18 protein-coding genes are annotated in these 18,817 nt (G+C 62.3%); 7 read left to right on the top strand and 11 right to left on the bottom strand.

Features of this window, described 5'->3' with window-relative positions; genetic code table 11:
• Position 1 precedes the first annotated feature (1 nt).
• Complete coding sequence (locus M0639_RS21750; protein WP_007727661.1) at positions 2-802, bottom strand: thymidylate synthase; 801 nt, start codon at positions 800-802, stop codon at positions 2-4.
• 86 nt (positions 803-888) lie between these two features.
• Between M0639_RS21750 and cobF the strand changes: the two genes are divergently transcribed.
• The 4 genes from cobF (at position 889) to M0639_RS21730 (ending at position 4,998) form a co-directional block, all read left to right on the top strand.
• On the top strand, positions 889-1,629 hold the full coding sequence (cobF, locus tag M0639_RS21745) for a precorrin-6A synthase (deacetylating) (RefSeq protein ID WP_042921340.1): 741 nt from the start codon (positions 889-891) through the stop codon (positions 1,627-1,629).
• Positions 1,630-1,705: 76 nt separating this feature from the next.
• A complete protein-coding gene (locus M0639_RS21740) occupies positions 1,706-2,872 on the top strand; it encodes a GGDEF domain-containing protein (protein ID WP_223304416.1) in 1,167 nt (388 codons plus the stop codon).
• A 43-nt stretch (positions 2,873-2,915) separates the two neighbouring features.
• Complete coding sequence (locus M0639_RS21735; protein ID WP_064074016.1) at positions 2,916-4,091, top strand: GGDEF domain-containing protein; 1,176 nt, start codon at positions 2,916-2,918, stop codon at positions 4,089-4,091.
• A gap of 40 nt (positions 4,092-4,131) precedes the next feature.
• Entirely contained in the window at positions 4,132-4,998 is an 867-nt protein-coding gene (locus tag M0639_RS21730; protein WP_007727653.1) for an Fpg/Nei family DNA glycosylase, read from the top strand.
• Here M0639_RS21730 and M0639_RS21725 read toward each other — a convergent pair.
• Positions 4,991-5,866, bottom strand: coding sequence for a LysR family transcriptional regulator (locus tag M0639_RS21725; RefSeq protein WP_007727651.1), 876 nt, complete (start codon positions 5,864-5,866; stop codon positions 4,991-4,993). The two genes, M0639_RS21730 and M0639_RS21725, sit on opposite strands and share 8 nt — an antisense overlap.
• 72 nt (positions 5,867-5,938) lie before the next feature.
• On the opposite strand from M0639_RS21725, the gene M0639_RS21720 reads away from it, so the two are divergent.
• Positions 5,939-7,171 (top strand): MFS transporter, encoded by a 1,233-nt coding sequence (locus tag M0639_RS21720; protein ID WP_042921334.1) that lies wholly within the window; start codon positions 5,939-5,941, stop codon positions 7,169-7,171.
• Between the two features lie 30 nt (positions 7,172-7,201).
• Here the strand turns inward: M0639_RS21720 and M0639_RS21715 are convergent, their stop codons facing one another.
• From M0639_RS21715 to M0639_RS21690, 6 genes are all read right to left on the bottom strand, one after another.
• Positions 7,202-7,981 carry a DUF427 domain-containing protein gene (locus M0639_RS21715; RefSeq protein ID WP_064074017.1) on the bottom strand — a complete coding sequence of 260 codons (780 nt, stop codon included), beginning with the start codon at positions 7,979-7,981 and terminating at the stop codon, positions 7,202-7,204.
• 57 nt (positions 7,982-8,038) lie between these two features.
• A complete protein-coding gene (locus M0639_RS21710) occupies positions 8,039-8,515 on the bottom strand; it encodes a nitroreductase/quinone reductase family protein (RefSeq protein ID WP_064074018.1) in 477 nt (158 codons plus the stop codon).
• Positions 8,516-8,714: 199 nt separating this feature from the next.
• Entirely contained in the window at positions 8,715-10,493 is a 1,779-nt protein-coding gene (locus tag M0639_RS21705) for a DEAD/DEAH box helicase family protein (protein WP_064074019.1), read from the bottom strand.
• Positions 10,493-11,353, bottom strand: coding sequence for an SDR family oxidoreductase (locus tag M0639_RS21700; protein WP_054188823.1), 861 nt, complete (start codon positions 11,351-11,353; stop codon positions 10,493-10,495). The genes M0639_RS21705 and M0639_RS21700 overlap by 1 nt, the downstream gene beginning before the upstream one ends.
• A gap of 59 nt (positions 11,354-11,412) precedes the next feature.
• Positions 11,413-12,315: a dihydrodipicolinate synthase family protein gene (locus M0639_RS21695; protein WP_007727643.1), complete on the bottom strand. Its 903-nt coding sequence runs from the start codon at positions 12,313-12,315 to the stop codon at positions 11,413-11,415.
• A 33-nt stretch (positions 12,316-12,348) separates the two neighbouring features.
• Positions 12,349-13,134, bottom strand: a complete 786-nt coding sequence (locus M0639_RS21690) for an aldolase (protein ID WP_030534888.1) — start codon at positions 13,132-13,134, stop codon at positions 12,349-12,351.
• A gap of 166 nt (positions 13,135-13,300) precedes the next feature.
• Between M0639_RS21690 and M0639_RS21685 the strand changes: the two genes are divergently transcribed.
• Both M0639_RS21685 and M0639_RS21680 read left to right on the top strand, forming a co-directional pair.
• Entirely contained in the window at positions 13,301-13,891 is a 591-nt protein-coding gene (locus M0639_RS21685) for a helix-turn-helix domain-containing protein (RefSeq protein WP_003946400.1), read from the top strand.
• Positions 13,888-14,313, top strand: coding sequence for a hypothetical protein (locus M0639_RS21680; RefSeq protein WP_003946354.1), 426 nt, complete (start codon positions 13,888-13,890; stop codon positions 14,311-14,313). The genes M0639_RS21685 and M0639_RS21680 overlap by 4 nt, the downstream gene beginning before the upstream one ends.
• 7 nt (positions 14,314-14,320) lie before the next feature.
• Here the strand turns inward: M0639_RS21680 and M0639_RS21675 are convergent, their stop codons facing one another.
• From M0639_RS21675 to M0639_RS21665, 3 genes are read right to left on the bottom strand one after another with little or no spacing between them, the layout of a single operon-like run.
• Positions 14,321-15,793 carry a carboxylesterase/lipase family protein gene (locus M0639_RS21675; RefSeq protein ID WP_007727639.1) on the bottom strand — a complete coding sequence of 491 codons (1,473 nt, stop codon included), beginning with the start codon at positions 15,791-15,793 and terminating at the stop codon, positions 14,321-14,323.
• On the bottom strand, positions 15,790-17,319 hold the full coding sequence (locus M0639_RS21670) for a carboxylesterase/lipase family protein (protein WP_064074020.1): 1,530 nt from the start codon (positions 17,317-17,319) through the stop codon (positions 15,790-15,792). The genes M0639_RS21675 and M0639_RS21670 overlap by 4 nt, the downstream gene beginning before the upstream one ends.
• Positions 17,320-17,348: 29 nt before the next feature.
• Entirely contained in the window at positions 17,349-18,758 is a 1,410-nt protein-coding gene (locus M0639_RS21665; RefSeq protein ID WP_042449247.1) for a dihydrolipoyl dehydrogenase family protein, read from the bottom strand.
• Between the last annotated feature and the right edge of the window lie 59 nt (positions 18,759-18,817).

Raw genomic sequence — 18,817 nt, 5'->3', positions numbered from 1 at the left:
GTCAGACCGCTACCGGGGCTTTGATCGCGGGGTGGTGCTGGTAGTCGACGATCTCCACGTCCTCGAAGGTGTAGTCGAAGATGGAGTCGCGCTTGTTCAGCTTCAGGGTCGGCAACGGCAGCGGTTCGCGGCCGAGCTGCTCGGTCACCTGGTCGACGTGATTGTCGTAGATGTGGCAGTCGCCGCCGGTCCAGACGAACTCGCCGACGTCGAGTCCGGCCTGCTGGGCCATCATGTGGGTGAGTAGCGCGTAGCTGGCGATGTTGAACGGAACGCCGAGGAACATGTCGGCGCTGCGCTGGTAGAGCTGGCAGGAGAGCTTGCCGTCGGCGACGTAGAACTGGAAGAAAGCGTGGCACGGCGCCAGGGCCATCTGCGGAATGTCGGCGACGTTCCACGCCGAAACGATGATCCGCCGCGAATCGGGGTTGGAGCGCAGAGTCTCGACGGTCTGCGCGATCTGGTCGATGTGCTCGCCCGAAGGGGTGGGCCAGCTACGCCACTGGACGCCGTAGACGGGGCCGAGTTCACCGTTCTCGTCGGCCCACTCGTCCCAGATGGAGACGCCGTGCTCGTGCAGCCACGCCACGTTGGAGTCGCCGCGCAGGAACCACAGGAGTTCGTTGACTATCGACTTGAGGTGGACCTTCTTGGTGGTGACGAGCGGAAAGCCGTCGGCAAGATCGAAACGCATCTGGTGACCGAAGATGCTGCGGGTGCCGGTTCCGGTTCGATCGGATTTGGCGGTACCCGTCTCCATGACGAGCCGGAGGAGGTCTTCGTAAGCAGTGGAGACAGTCACGGGAATCAGTCTAGGGCCTGCCCTGCTGTGCGCCTTTATTAACCTCCGGCGGTTAATAAGGGCGCACGGCAATATAGCCTCGGCACATGCGCGAACTCTTGGTGATCGGTATCGGTGCTGGTGATCCCGACCAGGTGACGGTTCAGGCGATCAAGGCTATGAACAGGGCCGATACCTTCTTCATCATCGGAAAGGGTGACGAGAAGCAGGCCCTGGTCGACTTGCGCACCGGCATTCTCGACGAGCACGTTCACCTCGACTACAAGGTGGTCGAGATCACGGACCCGCCGCGGGACCGAACCCCCACCGATTACGAGGGGGTTGTCGAGGACTGGCACGAGCGTCGGGCCGCGAAATTCGAAGCGGAATTCGCGGCCGAACCTGGCGTCGGCGCGATTCTCGTCTGGGGTGACCCTTCCCTCTACGACAGCACTCTGCGGATCGTCGAGCGTGTGCTCGCTCGCGGGAGAGTTTCGTTCGACTACTCCGTCATCCCGGGAATCACCAGCGTGCAGTCGCTGGCTGCACAACACCGGATCGTCCTGAACCGAATCGGCGAACCCATCCACATCACGACCGGCCGCAAACTGGCCGAGGGATTGCCCGACGGCGTGGACAATGCCGTCGTGATGCTCGACGCGCATTGCACCTTCACTCAGGTAAGCGAAAACGACGCCGAGATCTGGTGGGGCGCGTACCTCGGGACCCCGGACGAGGAGTTGATTTCCGGCAAACTGCGTGACGTCGAAGATCAGATCGTCGCTCGCCGGGCGGAGTTGCGTGAGAAGCACGGTTGGATCATGGATACGTACCTCGTTCGGCGCTGACAACCGACCCTGAATTTGCCGCCTCGATCCTGCCCTCTTGATCCCGAACGACGGTCTGCGCACCTATGATCTGCGCATGACATCGTTCGGGCAGGACCGACTGCAGTCGATTCTGCCCGCGCCGCGTGGCCGTGAAAAATCAGCTGTGAAGTCGGCTTTCGACCTTCTGGTTCAGTGGTATCGGCGTCCTGATCAATTCGACAGTTTCAATCGATACCTCGCCACGAAGGGCCTGGAGCTAGCTGTCCGATTGCTGGTCATCGGCTCGCTGACGACGGTCATCATTGCGATGACTCTGCTGCGCTTCAGCGACGCGGGCGTGCACAACCACGTCACCAGCGTCGTCAACGCCGTTATCATCGCCGTCACGATTGCGGTGATCGTGCTCTTCTGCCTTCTGCCCGAAATCACGCGTCGGTGGTCGTACTTCTTTGTCGCCTACTGCGAGGTCGGCGTATTCGTCGGTGTGTTCTTGAACAACGACCCTTTCATCGGGTTGATCCAGTGTGTGCTCTTCGTACTGATCGGTGGTTACATCGCGTACTTTCACAACGCGAGACTCCAGGCGGTTCACATCGCGCTGTCCATCGTGGTTCTGGCAGTGGTCGGCCGAAAGGTCGCGGTCTACGCGGATCCTGCGTTGGCCACCGCACTGTGTCTGATCATCGCCACCGGGATCGTGGTCATCCCGTTCGCCTGCCAGTTCGTCCTCTCACTTCTCGGCTCCGACGCGGACAGTTCGGATGTGGATCCGTTGACAGGGCTTCTGAATCGGCGCGGGCTGCAGCGAGCTGTTGTCGAAATGGGGGCGACGGGGCATGCGTCGAGCAAGTCGTCGTATGTCGTCGCGATTGTCGATGTCGATTCGTTCAAGAGCGTCAACGACTCACAGGGGCACGAGGAAGGCGATCTCGTACTTCGCCAGATTGCTGATCGACTGCGGTGGTGCGGCGGCGAGAAGGCGCTCTTCGCCAGATTCGGTGGGGACGAGTTCGTGTTGGTAGACACGATAGACGTCGGCGCAGCGCCTGCGTTCGAAGACAATCTGCGAAGGCACTTGCGAATCGACGATCGTGATCCGGTAGTGACCACCAGCGTCGGAGTCGCGATCACCTCTGCCGAATGGTCGTCGATTATTTCCGACGAGGAGTTGACGGAACTGTTTCGAGTAGCCGATGCCTCGATGTACCGCGCGAAGGCCGCCGGCGGCGATCAGGTTGTGATGTGGGACGGCAAACAGTGAAAATTGTCTGATTGCGGGGAGTTGACTGGATTATTCTGACCCTATGGAATCTGCCGAGAGTGTTGAGCGTTCGGACGCCGTGGCGTCTCGACGACCGCTCTCGGGTCCCGCGTTCCGGCTGATCTCTTCTCAACTTGTCGATTGGTATCGGCGTCCGGACCAATTCGACACCTTCAATCGCTATCTCGCGGACAAAGGGTTGACCGTCGCCTCGCGGTTTCTCGTCGTCTGCTCGTTGGTGCTGGTCACCGTGATCATGTTCCTCACTCGCTTCAGTCCACAGGGACCGACCACTGCGCACGCGCGCACCGCGAACGCAGTCATCATGGTCATAACCGTGATGATGGCCGTCGCCCTCTCGACGAGGCGCAATCTCTCCCGTTCCTGGTCTTACGCCTTTGTGCTCTACTCGGAAGTGGGAATAGCGGCCGCAATGCTGCTGTACTCCAATCCACTTGCAGCACTGGCACACGCCGTGATGTTCTCGGTGATCGGCGGATACATCGCGTTCTTCCACAATGCTCGAATGCAGAGCCTTCACATGTTGTGGGTATTCGTCGTGGTCATCGGCATCGTGACACGTACGGCCGTGGTCGAAAACGATGTGGATGTTCCGGTTCTGGTCGCGTTGGTAGTACTGGTCGGCGCGGCAATCTACGTGATTCCCTTTGCCTGTCAGTTCATTTTCTCGATCCTCGGCACCGACGCGTTGAACTCGCAATTGGACCCACTGACGGGACTGCTCAACAGGAGGGGACTGGCCGACGAAGTACGACTGTTGCTGGAGCGGTCGTACACGCACTCGGCGCTCTTGGTAGTCGCCGCCGTCGACATCAATCGATTCAAGGCCATCAACGACGAGTACGGACATACCGTCGGTGACGCTGTGATCGAAAAAGTCGGATCGAGGCTGGTCGAATGCGCCGGCCCGGCGGCCTTGATCGCACGGATAGGCGGCGACGAGTTCGTCATCGTCGATTCGGTCGATCAACACTCGTTCCATCGACTCGAACATGAGCTACTCCGTTCGACGATCACCTCGCCCGATCATCCCGAGGTGGCGACGAGCGTCGGAATCGCGAAGATTGCAGGGCCTTTCGAATCAGCGGATGATGCGCTGGTCGCCTACCCGACTCTGCTGCGGCGAGCGGATCGGGCGATGTACTCCGCGAAGGCACGCGGTGGGCATTCGGTGGTGCTGCAGACGGAAACGGACTGAGCGCGCTGTGAGTGTCCGTGGTCGGCGTTAGTCTGTTGCCATGCCTGAACTACCCGAGGTGGAAGCGCTGGCAGGGTTCCTTCGTCAGCACGCGGTCGGCGCAGTGGTGGGACGCGTCGACATCGCTGCATTGAGTGTGCTCAAGACCTTCGATCCGCCGATCACTGCTCTGCAGGGGCGTGACGTCACGGGCGCCGCCCGCTTCGGGAAGCATCTGGCTCTGGATTGCGACGGGTTGTGGTTGGTCACGCATCTCTCCCGTGCCGGCTGGATGCGCTGGCTGGACAATCCATCGGCGACGCCGCCGAAGCCGGGGAAGGGGCCGTTGGCGCTGCGCGTTCATTTCTTCACACCCGAAGGGTTGACGCCGGCATTCGATCTCACCGAAGCCGGTACCAAGAAACGCCTCGCCGTCTGGGTCGTGAACGATCCGCAGGAGGTTCCGGGCATCGCCCGGTTGGGGCCGGACGCGATGGCTGTGACCGAAGCCGAGTTCGCACAGATTCTGGGCGGAACGTCGGCGCGGATCAAGAACTCGATAGTCGAGCAGTCGTTGATCGCCGGTATCGGGAACGCCTACTCGGACGAGATCCTCCACACCGCGAAACTCTCGCCTTTCGCGACCTCGTCGCGGCTGACGCCGGATCAGATTTCGACGCTGTATGCCGTGATGCGATCCACGCTGGCCGACGCGATCGAGCGTTCGGAAGGTCAGGACGCGGCCCGGCTCAAGGGTGAGAAACGCTCGGGGATGCGAGTGCATGCTCGTACCGGACTTCCGTGCCCGGTATGCGGTGACGTCGTACGCGAAGTGTCGTTCGCGGAGCGCTCTTTTCAATACTGCGCGACGTGCCAGACCGGCGGTAAACCGTTGGCGGACAGGCGAATGTCGAAACTGCTCAAGTAGCGAACTGCGCTGCGAGTAGTTCGACGAACTCGCGGGCGAGCGCCGACGAATGGGTGGGTTCGGTGATTGCGTGGACGATCCGATGCGGCGCATCGGTGATCGGAATACAGACCAATTCGGGGTGCAGGGCGCTCATGGACTGGGGGAGCAAACCTACGCCCAGGCCGTTGGCGGTCAGTGAACAGATCAGGTCTACCGAGTTGGCTTCAAGTGTTTTTCCCCGAGGGACCTGTGATTCGGCGAAGGCTTGGTCGGTTTGGACACGGGCCTCGCTGCCGGAGGCGAAGTCCACGAGAGTGTGATCGCGTAGGTCTTCGAGCCTGATCGACGAAGCCTGGGCAAAGGGATGGTCAGGAGCAACGAACGCTGCGGTGGGTTCACTCCACAGCGGTGCGGCGGCAAAGCTCTTGGGTAGGCGACCTGCGGCCAATCCGACAATGCCGACGTCGATTGCACCGGACCGGACTCCCTCGATAACTACTTCACTGCCGTACGGTCGCGCGGTGATGTTGATTGCAGGGTGGCGCCGTGTCAGATCTGCCAGCGCGCGGCCGACGTCGACGCGCCCCGCCGAGGTGATGGTGCCGACCGTCAACCGCACTTGCTCGTTGCTCCGTGCGGAGACATCACTGACGAGTCTCGACACGGCGCCGAGTACCTCGCGGGAGCGGGCGACAAAAACCTCGCCTGCAGCAGTCAGGCCGACGTTTCGGCTGTTCCGGTTGAACAATTCGACTCCCAGTTCCTTTTCGAGGTCTCTGATCTGGGCACTCAAGGCGGACTGGGAAACGTGCAACCGCGACGCTGCTCGGCTGAAGTGTCTGTCTTCCGCGACTGCCAGGGCGTAGCGGATGTGGCGTAGTTCCATTGCACCAATCTATCGTTTCTGGAGATAGATTATGCATATCTATCTATTGGACGCGCGTCGGTGTAGGCGGTCATGCTTGACGACATGATTTCAAGCGACGCGCGTCCGAGGCTCGGACTACCGATAGTGCTGCTGATGGCTGCGGCGACGGGCCTGTGCGCGGGCGGTAACTATTTCAACCAGCCACTCCTCGATTCCATCGCAGATCACCTGAATGTGTCGGCCTCCGCAGCGGCCGCGACGGTGACCATCGCGCAGGTCGCGTATGCACTCGGATTGATACTTCTGGTTCCGGTGGGCGACATGGTGGACCGACGCAAGCTGACGGTAGGGCTCATGCTGCTGGCGGCGACCGGTCAAGCGGTCAGCGGATTTGCGCCCAACTTTGCCACGCTGGCAGTGGGAATCGCTGTCGCTGGAGTCTTTTCGGTCGCCGCCCAGGTGCTCATTCCGTTTGCCGCCTCACTGGCCGAACCTGAGAGGTCCGGTCAGGTGGTCGGCACGATCATGAGCGGACTGCTGATCGGAATCCTGCTGGCGCGCAGCGTTGCCGGCGTCCTCTCCGGACTGGGAGGTTGGTCGACGGTATACAAGGTTGCGGCGGTACTGATGGTGGTGATGGCCGTGGCATTGTGGCGATCTCTGCCTTCCGATTCCGCAGATCGCCCGAAGGCAAGCTACCGCGCAACGCTCGCTTCGGTAGGGAAGTTGGCTGCGACCTTGCCGCGCCTGAGAACCCGATCGGCCATGGGCGGACTGGCTTTTGCTGCTGTCAGCACCGTCTTCACGACAATGGCCTTTCTTCTGTCCGGCGAATTCGGCTACAGCGACACTCAAATCGGCTTGGTCGGACTACTCGGTGTGGCGGGAGCTTTGATGGCGACGGTGGCGGGCAGGCTGGCCGATCGGGGATTGGGTCAGCTGGCGACCGGCGGCGCCATCGCGATTCTCTTGGTGTCGTGGCTTCCCTTTGTCGCCGGTGCCACCCACGTGGTGTGGTTTCTCGTTGCCATCGTCCTTGCCGACCTCGCGCTGCAGGGAGTGCACGTCAGCAACCAGAACGTGATCTACGCCCTTGTCCCCGAAGCGCGTTCGCGTGTGAATTCCGTGTACATGACCACCTACTTCGTCGGTGCTGCCGTGGGCTCGGCGGTGGGGTCAGTGGTGTGGAAGTCGTACGGCTGGAACGGAGTATGCATCGCCGGGTTGGTCTTCTCCGTTGCAACGGCGATGGTGTGGGTGCATGATCGCCGACTGGAGACGGCTGAACTGCGAATCCCGGAATCCCCTGTTGCAGTGGGGTAGGCACCCACACCTTCTCGGCTCCAGCACCTTTCAGATTTCGGCACCGTCCACCAGGATCTTGCCGACGCGTTCGGGATAGAACGACACGTGGTCGTCGATCCCGGACGCTTCGGCGGTAGTGAACGGATAGAACCACGCCAGATCCTCGATCGGAGCGAGTTCGGTTGTGCCGGTGAACGACAGATACGACGCAGTGCCCTTGTAGGGGCAGGCCGTGGTGGTCGGGGACAGCGCAAAGTACTCGCTGTGAACGTCGATTCTCGGAATGTAGTACCGCGTGGGCAGTCCGGTTTCGAAGAGCAGTCTGGGTCGTCTCGTCTCGGCGACCAGTACGTCGCCGACAAAAACCCGGACGTGGCGGGACGAGGGGAGTGCGTCGATACGTACGTATGGATCGCGGGCGTGGACAAAGACCTGTTGATCCTCCTCGTACCAGGCGTCCATGCGATCCCAATAGAATGCGACGTACTCACTCAGATCCAGGGAACCGTCGAACTGTTCAGGGTAGGTCCAGACGGCGTCCTCGGCCCGGCGATCCCCGATCTCGATCGTCCAATAGGTGGCGTCACCTTTCCACGGGCAATGGGTGGTCGTCGACGTCGGGACGAGGAATTCGGTACGAACGTCCGCGAGGGGGATGTAGTACATCGGCAGGCGGCCGCGTTCGAAAAGGTATACCGAACGAGTGGTGTCTGCGACGGCGTGACCAGCGAAGAAGGCTCGAATTCGGCGGGGGTTCGGCTCCAGTGCGATCCGCCCGTTGGAAGCTGTGATCTGTGTGTCTTCTGCGTGAGTCAGTGCTGTGGACATTCGCGAATGCTCCTGAGCTCGGCAGGGTGGTCCTTCCCATCCTGCGCCCGGCAGCAGTTATTTGACAGGTTGGAGTCGAAATACGCGGATCTGGCGCCCGAATGCTCGATCGGCGTAGGTTTCGTACGGCGGCCACGTGGTGGTCGCGAGCTCCCACAGCTTCTTACGCGTGGCGCCCTCCGCCAGACTCGCACCGACCGGTATTTCGACGCCCTTCACTGTCACGATCGCGGTGGGGTTTGCCATCAAATTGAGTGTCCATGCTGGATGCGTATCCTGCCCCCAGTTCGAACCGACGACGACAAACGCATCGCCGTCGGGTGCGTACAGGAGTGGCGTGGTTCGAGAACGGCCGGTCTTACGGCCCGTCGTGGTGAGCAGTAGCTGAGTCACGGTGTTCTCTCCGACCAGCGAGAGCTTGCCTCCCGACACTCTCTGCACTGCTCGATCGAGCGGAACCAGATCCTTGCCGAGATCCGAGAACCATTGTGTACGGCCGACATTGCGCATCAATGACCGGTAGATATTGCGCATCGGACCCCTCGCATTCTCGGCACTGTTTCGAGGCTGGTGCACCTCGACTCGAAAGAGTCTGCCACGTCTGGTCACAGATACCTGAGTCCCAAGGTCCCGAAAGGAATGAAGCGGTCAGCCGAATTCGGTTTTGGTGGAGTAGAATTGGGGCATACCGCCGAAACCGTTCGTTTGTGCGCGTTGGACGGTCGTTGGAAGATCAACCCTCCGAGGTCAAGACATCAGGCTCTAGCCACTCGACGCCGAGCAGTTCGGACAGCGACCGCAGACCGGATCGATCACCACCTTTCAGACCTGTGACCGAATTGAGATTGCGCAACATGACCGTGGCGACGTCCTCTTCCTTGGTGCCCACGCCGAAGGGTATGACCCACGGGCACGTCTGGTAGTCGCGATGCGACCGACCGAACGTCTGTTCTGCCGCGATCCCTGAGTATCGCGGTTGATGAAAGATTCCCGTCCGTGGCAACGGGGACGCGTGAGTGCCGTCCGGGAGTGCTTCGTTGGCATGGAGCGAGATCGAGGTCGTGACATTGAAGACGATGACCGGTGCGTCCCCGCGTTGAAACCGCAGACGTTGACCCTCCTTGTCCGGCACCGCACCGAACAGTTTTGCCACCGAGATCCCGGCGTCTTCGATCATCTCGACCAGTGGATCACCTGCCGTGGAGACGAATTCGACGGCCACCAACACCTGCTTGCCTGCCTTGACCTGCGCCTGCGCCCACTGGGCCGTCGACTCGGCGCGGATCATGCCCGCTTTCTGTCGGTAGCGCAGAACCAGCGCACGGCCGCGCGCGATGTTGCGACTCTTGCGGGCCAATCCCATTTCGTAGGCGTACTCGGCCCACTCCGTCTCGTACTCGGCGCGCTGGGCATGGGTGAGGTCGATCGGCATACCGTCGAGCGGAACAGGTCCCCACGGAGTCGGTCGATGAATCATCAAGGGCGGTTTGCTGTTCGACATCCACCCACGCACGGTCTCGAGCGCGCGAGATTGCAGCGTAGGTGATTCCTTCGCCTCTGCGCTCCACGTCCACTTCCCGTAGGACTTGTCCAGCGGAAGGCCGGACTCGACCAGCCTGGCGCCCAGGTCGGACCAGTACTCCGAAGGTTCTGAATGCAGCTGCGCGAAAAGCGGTGCCAGGTAACGCTGGTCGGCCGGCGTGTGTCCCGGTGTTGCCGTCACGGACAGGACGAACGGCGCTTGCTCGTGAGCATTCGAAAAGCGCGCGACCTTCTCGAATGCCGCCGTGCGCTGTGTGTCGTTGCTGTACAGCTGGGCCTCGTCGGCAATCACCACACCGAACGTGTACTTGGGGCGGCCGTTTCGCGCGATCAGCTTCTTCAATTGGTCAGGCGACATGATCAACCAGCGGAATCCACCGTCGCCCACCGAGGCGATGGAATAGCGCCAATGCGGAATGGTGATCTGTGCGGGTCGATCGACGAGGACGAGGATGTTGGTTTCGCCGCGCTCCTCGGCAATCGTCTTGGCAGACATCACTGCGATCAGCGTCTTACCCAGGCCTGCATTGTCTGCCAACAGAAATCCGCGTTTGCCGGCGCGAGCGGCATCGACGACGGCTGCAGCCCCCGAAACCTGCTCGGGCCGAGGAATTTTGGGTGCAGCAACGGGACGTTCACCGGTGCTGTCATTGATGTCGTCCTCTACCCACTGCTGATAAGAGAAGGGGAGTGCCTTGAATGGAGCGAGTTCTACGGGCAACTCCGTACCGACCCACGCGTAGCTCTTCCATTTCTTGACGAACTGCGCACCAGGCGCCGGCGTCCGAAAGGGAACGTCGAGGAGCCAGACTCTCTCACCAGGGCCGGCAGTCGGCACATCCGGCATCGTCGCGCGTGAGCTCTTCTTTGCGACAGTCTTCTTCGGGGCGGTCTTTCTGGTCGTGTTCCTCTTGGGTGCAGCCTTCTTTGCGGCAGCCTTGCGTGCCGTGGTTGCTTTGCGTGGTGGCATCAGGCGGTTTCTGCTGTGAGGAATTCACGCAGCGTGAGCGCAGGCCGGCCGACAAGGTCCTCCACGGTGCCCGTGATCAGCGCCAATTCACCCTGCGCGATTGCGGTGTACGTCGACACCCATGCGTCGAGTTCCCAAGCGGGTGCGTTGTACGACGCCCGCGATTCGTAAGCTTCCTCGAGCGTTTCCTCGACGTACGTGGTTCGCTTGCCGGTGACTTCGGTGATGATGCTCGCGGCCTCGGAGAGCGTCAGTGCCTCCCGTCCGGTCAGGTTGTACGTCTGTCCGACATGAGAATCCAGATCCTGCAGAACCGACACAGCGACGGCAGCAATGTCGGAGCGCGCTACCGCGCCGACGAGACCGTCCCCTGCGGGTCCGCGGATCACACCGTCTTCACCGGCGAGAGCGGGTAGGAAATCGAGGTAGAAGCTGTCGCGCAGGAAGGTGAATGCGAGCCCGGAAGCGCGGATATGTTCTTCGGTGACCCAGTGATCGCGAGCGAGCGTGAACGTCGCGTCCGGAGCAGCGCCGAGGAAAGACGTGTACACGATGTGCCTGACCCCGGCCTCCGCTGCGGCGTCGATGAAGGTGCGGTGCTGATCCAGACGATCTGCGCTTTCGGCCGCCGAGACCATGAAGAGGGTGTCGATTCCGGCCAGAGCCGCGAGAGCGCGCTTCTGATCCCCGTACGTGGTCTCGGCCGAATCGGCACCGGGGAGCTGCGGTAATCGGTTGACCGACCGTGCGATCAGCCGCTGTGGGACACCGGCGTCGGCCAACGACCGGGCCACCAGTCCGCCGATATGACCGGTCGCGCCGGTGACGGCGATCCTCGCAGACCGTGAATCTACGGACATGGTGCCCCTCCTTCGGTCGGTGTGCATCCCATCTTGCCGGAACCCACTCCCACGTCAGGTCACGACGCGACGATTACACCGCGAGCCACCGACAGAGCGTCGGACAAAGCTGTCCTGGTGTTGTCGTCGAGGGACAGCAGGGGCCGGCGGGGAAGGCCGGCGTCGATGCCGAGAGATTCCAACCCGGCTTTGACCGTCGACGGCAGTCCGCGACTGACGAGGACCTTCAGTAGCGGCTCGATCTGTTCGAACACAGCGGCGGCACCCGACCGATCACCGGATTCGAGTAGACGCCAGAAGTGCACCACCTGTTCGGGGGCCAGACACGGGGCTGCCGTGCACCATCCGCTTGCACCGGCAGAGAAAGATTGCAGTGCAAGAGGATTGCTGCCGTTGAAGAAGGGGATCGTGCCACCGCTCAGTTCGTTGATGCGGTTCATCCGGGTGATGTCGCCGGTGGATTCCTTGATCATCGTGACGCCGTCGACGGTGGAGACGAGATCGACGAGAAATTCCGGCGACATGTCGATCCCGGTGGTGGCCGGATTGTTGTAGATCATCGTGGGAATGTCGACGGAATCGGCCACCGCGGTGACGTGTTCACGAATCTCCTGCTCACCCAGATGCCAGTACGACGTGGGGAGGATCATCATTGCGTCGGCTCCGGCGTCTGCCGCGATCGATGCTCGGCGGAGTGCTCCCGCCGTCGTCAGATCCGACACTCCGACGACGGTGGGGACTCGGCGGTCGACGTAGTCGACAGTCTCCCGAGCGACCGTCTCCCACTCTGCATCGTCGAGATAGGCGCTCTCGCCGGTACTGCCGAGTGGGGCTATCGCGTCGACACCACTGCTGATCATGCTGTCGAGGAGCGTGTGTAGCGGCTTGGGGTCGAATGCTCCGGTGTCCCGGTCGAACGGGGTGATGGGATAGGCGACGATTCCCTTGATGGTGCTGCTCATGAGGCTCTCAGTTCTGTTGGTGGGAAACAAAAGTCAGTTGGTCAGTGTGTCGGGATGATTGCGGAGAGCGCGACGGGCGTAGTAAGCGAAGTTCGCCTCGCTGCGCCGAGGAGTCAGTGTCCAATCGTGTGCCTCCTTCGCCAGGCGAGGCGGTAGCGGCTTGATGTCTCCGGCAGCCATCGCCAGCAACTGCAGTCTGGCCGCTCGCTCGATCAGATGCCCGAGAGAGCATGCCTCTTCGACCGTGTTGCCGACGACGAGTTGGCCGTGGTGGGCGAGCAGAATTGCCCGCTTGTCGCCGAGTGCAGCCGAAATGATCTCGCCCTCCTCGTTTCCCACGGGAACCCCGGGCCAGTCGGCGAGAAATGCGCAGTCGTCGTAGAGCGGCGCGATGTCCATTTGGGAGACGACGAGGGGAATCTCGAGCATCGACAGCGCCGTCGCATGTAGTGGGTGTGTGTGGACGATGCAGTTGACGTCGGGTCGTGCGCGGTAGATCCAACTGTGGAACCTGTTGGCGGGGTTCGGCATGCCCTCCCCGTCGAGGACTTCGAGATCCTCGTTGACGAGCAGGAGGTTGTCCTCGGTGATCTCGTCGAACCCGAGGCCGAGTCGCTGTGTGACAAACGTTCCTGGCTGCCCACCGCGGGCGGAGATCTGTCCGGCAAGGCCGGAGTCGTGGCCGGCGTCCGACAGTGCCCGGCAGGTCAGTGCGATCTTCTGTCGAAGAGTCCAACTACCTGTCGTTACTTCGGTGAGCATCTTCGTCTCGGCGGTGGCCATGAGTTCCTGCTTGCTCGCATGCATCGTGTCGGTCATGGGGTGTGCCTTTCTCGGGACCCGGAAATCAATGACATTCAGTCACCTATAAGACACAAAGTGTCATATAGGACGGAAATGCGCAACCCTCGATTCCTGCATCGCTGATCGCCGCAGGTCAATGTATTGGTAGGGTGATGACACAAAGTCTCGTGAGGGGAACCGAATGGCAGCGTTTTTGCGAACACATCGGCGTCGCGCCGGTCTGACGCTCGAGGGCCTGGCCGAGCAGACCGGTCTGACGAAGAGCTATCTCTCCAAGGTCGAGCGGGGTATCAGTACCCCGTCGATCGCGGTGGCACTCAAGATTGCGCGTGTGCTCGACGCCGATGTGGGGCAACTGTTCTCGGACAGTATGGAGGGAAATGCCATGACGATCGTGCGCGCGAAGGACCGCGTGATCGACCCGGCCAACTCCGTGCAGTCTTCCGTCTACGATCCGATCGCGCCCTCACTGGTCGGAAAGGCCATGCAGCCGTTCGTGGTTCATCCGGCCTCGGTGATGGGTCCCAAGTTCATGGACCACACGGGAGAGGAGTTCGTGTTCGTGCATTCCGGATCCGTAGAATTCGAAATCCCCGGGCAGACGATGCACCTCGATGCCGGCGACAGCTTGTACTTCGACGCGAATACGCCGCACCGGATGCGGTCGGTGTCGGCGGATCGTGCGGTGGTGCTGGTTGTCGTCTACGACAAGCCTTCGGCTGGATCACCCAGCGGTGACTCGCTGGAAACGCACTGCGGGGTGGGCAGATGACGCTGGGGATCGACACGACACTGACGCTTCTCGCGGCCGGTCTGATCTTCCTTCTCTCCCTGTGCCTGGGAATCTGGAAATACCGACAGATGGCCACTTCGGACAATCACCTCGCCCATCCGTATGTCGACATCGCACACCGCGCTGCCCTGATGTACTCGTTTGCGACGCTGCTGATCGCGGTGTTCGTCGAACTCAGTGCGTGGCCGACGTGGATCAACCTGACCAGTGCCGCAGTGGTCGTGTTCTTCTTTCTCGCAGCGATATTCAGCTACATCGCTCACGGTGCGATGAAGGACACCGACAATCAGTTCGAGTCCGCCGGTCCGCCCCTGCACCTCGGGATGTTTCTGCTGATCCTCGGTGAGGTGGGCGGATTTGCCGTCCTACTCGCAGGTTTCGTGAAAGGTCAGTTCTTCTGATCGGGCTTCAGCGCCTGTGCTCGTAGCCGATCCAAGCCCGTCGACGCTCACCCATCGGGTCGTTCTCCACTCGGGACGTCTCGTCGAAGATCATTGTTTGCCGCTCCGGTACGGAGTAGGCGGGCCAATCCCGGTCCGGCACTCCGTGGCGGGCGAAATGGATCCAGTGGCGCTGCATGGTGGAGGTCACCGCAGTCAGTCCGCGGCGCCCACCGACCGCGGTCAAGGCCGCGGTGAGTGCATCCGAACGCCCGAAGACCGCAAGCAATTCGGTGGCGTGGGTAGCGCCCATGCCGACGAGTCTGAGCAGGCGAGGCGCAAAATCGTAGCGGTAACTGTAGGTAGGAGCTACCTGGCAATGACCCTGTGCGCAGAGTATCGCGGGCTCCCAGAACGTGATGTCGCCGCCGAGATCTGCGGCAGCAAACCGGTGCGGATACGTGGGATACGCCGCGAGCGCACGTGCTTTCACTTCAGGGGTGGTGTGGGAGAACATCTTCTCGATCCGAACCGGGTCGGTAGGCAAGATGTCGAGAACGCGCGGGAAGATTCTTCCCTCGTGGAGATTCGAACCGACGAGCAGCGGAACGGGGTGGGCGCGTCCGGCGGCGAACACGTCGAGCGGGTGTTCGGGAAGGACGTCGTCACCCACCACGGGGGCAAATGCCCGCGTTCCGGGTTCTTCGTCCGCGCCGCGGCGCGCAAGTTCTTCGCCGGCAGCGACCAGGTCCTTCACCGAAGCGGAGCGCAGCCACGATCCCGGATCGGTATCCGGAGCCTGTGCGATCTCGAGGAACTCGCGTGCCCAACGGTGCGCTCGCTCTTTTCCGTATGCCGAAGCAGCCGGCGGACTTTGAGCGATGGCCCGGGCGAACAGCCCTCGTGCCGCCGGCGTTGCCATCAGAGTGGTGACCGCGTTGGCGCCGGACGATTCACCGAAGACGGTGACGGCGTTCGGGTCGCCGCCGAAAGCGGCGATGTTGCGTTGGACCCACGTCATCGCGGCGATCTGATCGCGCAATCCGAGGTTCGTCTCGAATGATCTTTCCGCAGTGGAATATTCACTGAAATCGAGGTAGCCCAACGCGCCGAGGCGATATTGGATCGAGACGTAGACGATGTCGCCACGTTCGACCAGGCTCGTTCCGCGGTACATGGGCGTCGACGGATTCCCGCCGTTGTACGCGCCGCCGTGAATGAAAACCATGACCGGTCGCAACGAATCCGACGGTACCTGCGGGGCCACGACATTGACGAAGAGTGAGTTCTCGTCGAAATTGCTCTTGCGCTGCGGAGACGGAGAGCCGAATGCTTCCGCCGGGCGGACACCATTCCAAGCCTCGACCGGCTGCGGTGCGCGAAATCTCCGAGGACCGGTCGGGGCCGCCGCGTAGGGGATTGCTCGCCAGGTGCGCAGTCCTCGATCGAGGCGCCCGCGTACGACCCCGGAATCGAGAGTGATCTCGAGGGGGCTCGTCACGGTAGGGAGATGTCGGTGCCGTGGCTACGGTAACCGCTGTATCCCGCCCAGGCCAAGCGTTGTTCACGTCTGGGATCGTTCTCGACGCGGACGATCTCGTCGAAGATCATGGTCCGACGCTCCTGCCCCTCGTAGCGCGGCCACGATCCGCGCGGCGAGCCGTGCTCGGCGAAGTGAAGCCAGTGTCCCTGAACAGATTCGGTGACTGCGCGCAGTCCGCGTCGACCGCCGGGAAGGGTGAGGCCGCGCCCGACAAGGGTGTCACCGATGCCGAAGACTGCAAACATCTCGAATCCGTGTGTGGCGTCGAGGCCGAGCCAGCGCATCATCGTCGGCGCGAAGTCGAATCGGTAGGCGTACGTCGGCGCCGATTGTGCGTGCGCTTGCATCAACTCCACGGACGGGTGCCAGAACGTGACGTCTCCGCCGACGTCGATCGCGGACTGCTCGTCCGGGTAGCCGGGATAGGTTGCGAGGATGCGCTTCCCGGCCTCGGGATCGGTGAGGGCAAACATGGTGTCGATGCGCGACGGGTTGGTCGGAAGTGCGTCGAGCACCTTCGGGAACAGCGTCCCCTCCCGTCTGTTGGTGCCGATGATCATCGGCACCTGGTGTGCCGATCCTTCTTTGAATGCGTCCAAGGGGGAGCGGGGGAGGAAGTCGCCGTCGACGACCGGTCCGAAGGGATGTAGTCCAGGTGTGTTCGCGAGTACCTCGGCGCCCAGTCTGCTTCCGGCTCTGCCCAATTCGACGGCTGTCGCCGAGGTCAGGGCCTTCGCGGGTGGTAGGCCTGAATTGAGGATCTCGACGAAACGCGCGCCCCAGGCATGCGATCGCTGCGTGCTCGAGACCAGATCCGGAGCCGAACTCTCGGCGATAGCGCGGGCAAAGAGTCCCTTGGCGGCCGGAGTCGCCATCAGGGTGGTGACGGCGGTGGCTCCGGCGGATTCACCGAAAATCGTGACTTTTTCAGGATCCCCACCGAAGGCGGCGATGTTGCGTTGCACCCACTGCAGGGCCGCGACCTGATCGCGCAGTCCGAGGTTGGAGTCGAATACGCGCTCGGATGTGGAGAACGGGGTGAAATCGAGGTAGCCCAGAGCGCCGAGTCGGTAGTTGATCGAGACGTAGACGACGTCGCCGCGTTCGACGAGGGACACGCCCGAGTACAAGCCGGTGGCCGAGGTCCCGATGGTGTTTGCCCCACCGTGGATGAAAACCATGACGGGACGCGGAGTATTGCCGGTGTTCGCGGGGGCGAGCACGTTGAGCGTCAGGCAGTCCTCGCTGCTCGGCTGGTACTTCCCGGGCGCGAGCAACAGCCCCTTCTTGTGTTGGACAGACGCGTCGCCGAACCTGGTCGCGTCGCGTTCTCCGATCCACGGCGTGACCGGCTGTGGTCGCGTCAGACGCAGTGTTCCGACCGGCGGCCGGGCGTAGGGAATTCCGCGCCAGGCACGAAGTTTTCCCACCCGGCGGCCGCGCAGGGTGCCGTCGGCCGTGGTCACAAGTATGTCGGACGCCATGTCGCGACTATACGTACTTCGGGAGCGCGTCAGCGGCGAGCCTCCAGCAATCGAAGCCAGACTTCACTGACCGTCGGATACGAGGGCACCGCATGCCAGAGAGTTTCCAGTGGTACGGCGCCGACGACCGCGATTGTCGCCGCATGCACCAGCTCGGATACTTCGGGCCCGGCGAAGGTAGCGCCGAGGATCACGTCGGTGGCCTTGTCGATCACCAACTTCGCGCGCCCCGAGTAGTCGTCGCGCAGCAGCGAAGATCCCGCGACGGCGAGTTCGATCTCCACGACTTCGACGTCGTAGCCGTCGTCGCGAGCTTTCTTCTCGGTGCGTCCCACCCAGGCGATTTCGGGTGAGGTGAACACCACCTGGGGGACCTGTCCGTTGTCCGCCGACGCCGTGTACCGAGGTCCCCTGAGTCCGCGGCTCTCGGCCCGCGCGGCGATGACGTCTCCGCAGACTCTCGCCTGATACTTGCCCATGTGGGTGAGGGGAGAACGACCGTTGATGTCGCCGACGGCGTAGAGCCACTCACCTTGGGCACAGAGGTGATCGTCAGTGGTGACGTACTTGCCGTCCTCGAGGCCGATGACGGACAAGCCGAGATCGGCCGATGTCGGCCCGCGGCCCGCCGCGACGATGACCTCGTCGACTTCGATCACGCCGGACGATGTCTCGATGCTGACGGGTCCACCGTGGATGTGACCTTCGCCGGTGTCCTTGGCATCGGGGCGTGAGACCGAGTTGACGGCAGTGCTCAGTCGAACGTCCACACCGCGGGCGCCGAGTGCTTCGGCCACCATCGTTCCGGCAAACGGTTCTGCTGATTTCAACAGAGCATCGCCCCTCACGAGCAACGTCACGTGAGCGCCGAACGACGACAACCACGTTGCGCACTCCGTTGCGACCACTCCGCCGCCGATGACCGCCACTCGCGACGGAACCTCGTGCAGGTTGGTGGCGTCGCGCGAGGTCCACGGGAGTGCCTCGCGCAATCCCGGTGTCTTCGGGACGGTGGCGGTCGTTCCCGTGGCGAGTACGACGGCCTGGCGGGCACGGAGCTTACGGGTCCCGTCGACGGTCACTGCTCGCTCGCCGTCGATGACCCCGTGGCCTTTGATCACGGTGATGCCCGCGGAGGTTGCCCAGTCGACCTGGGACGAGTCGTCGTGGTTGTGGGTGAACGAGTCGCGCCGTTTCAGAATGGCATCGACGTCCAGCGGTCCGGCCGGGATCCCGGGCAAGGCGTCGGCCGCCTCGAGGACCTGCCCCGGGCGCAGTAGTGCCTTGCTGGGCATACAGGCCCAATACGAGCATTCACCGCCGACCAGTTCGTGTTCCACGATTGCGGCGGTGCGATTACTTCCGGCGATGGCGTACGCGGCGGCGTTCTCGCCGGCGGGCCCACCGCCGATCACGATGACATCGAATTCGTCGGTCATGCCTCCACGGTATGTCGGATCGGTCCGAGTTCGCTCGGTTACCGCCGGGTACGAGAACT

The organism is Rhodococcus qingshengii JCM 15477, from assembly GCF_023221595.1.
In the GTDB taxonomy this organism is placed as follows: Bacteria; Actinomycetota; Actinomycetes; order Mycobacteriales; family Mycobacteriaceae; genus Rhodococcus_F; species Rhodococcus_F qingshengii.
Note: the sequence above shows the minus strand (reverse complement) of the source record. Positions and strands in the feature narration are given on the sequence as shown.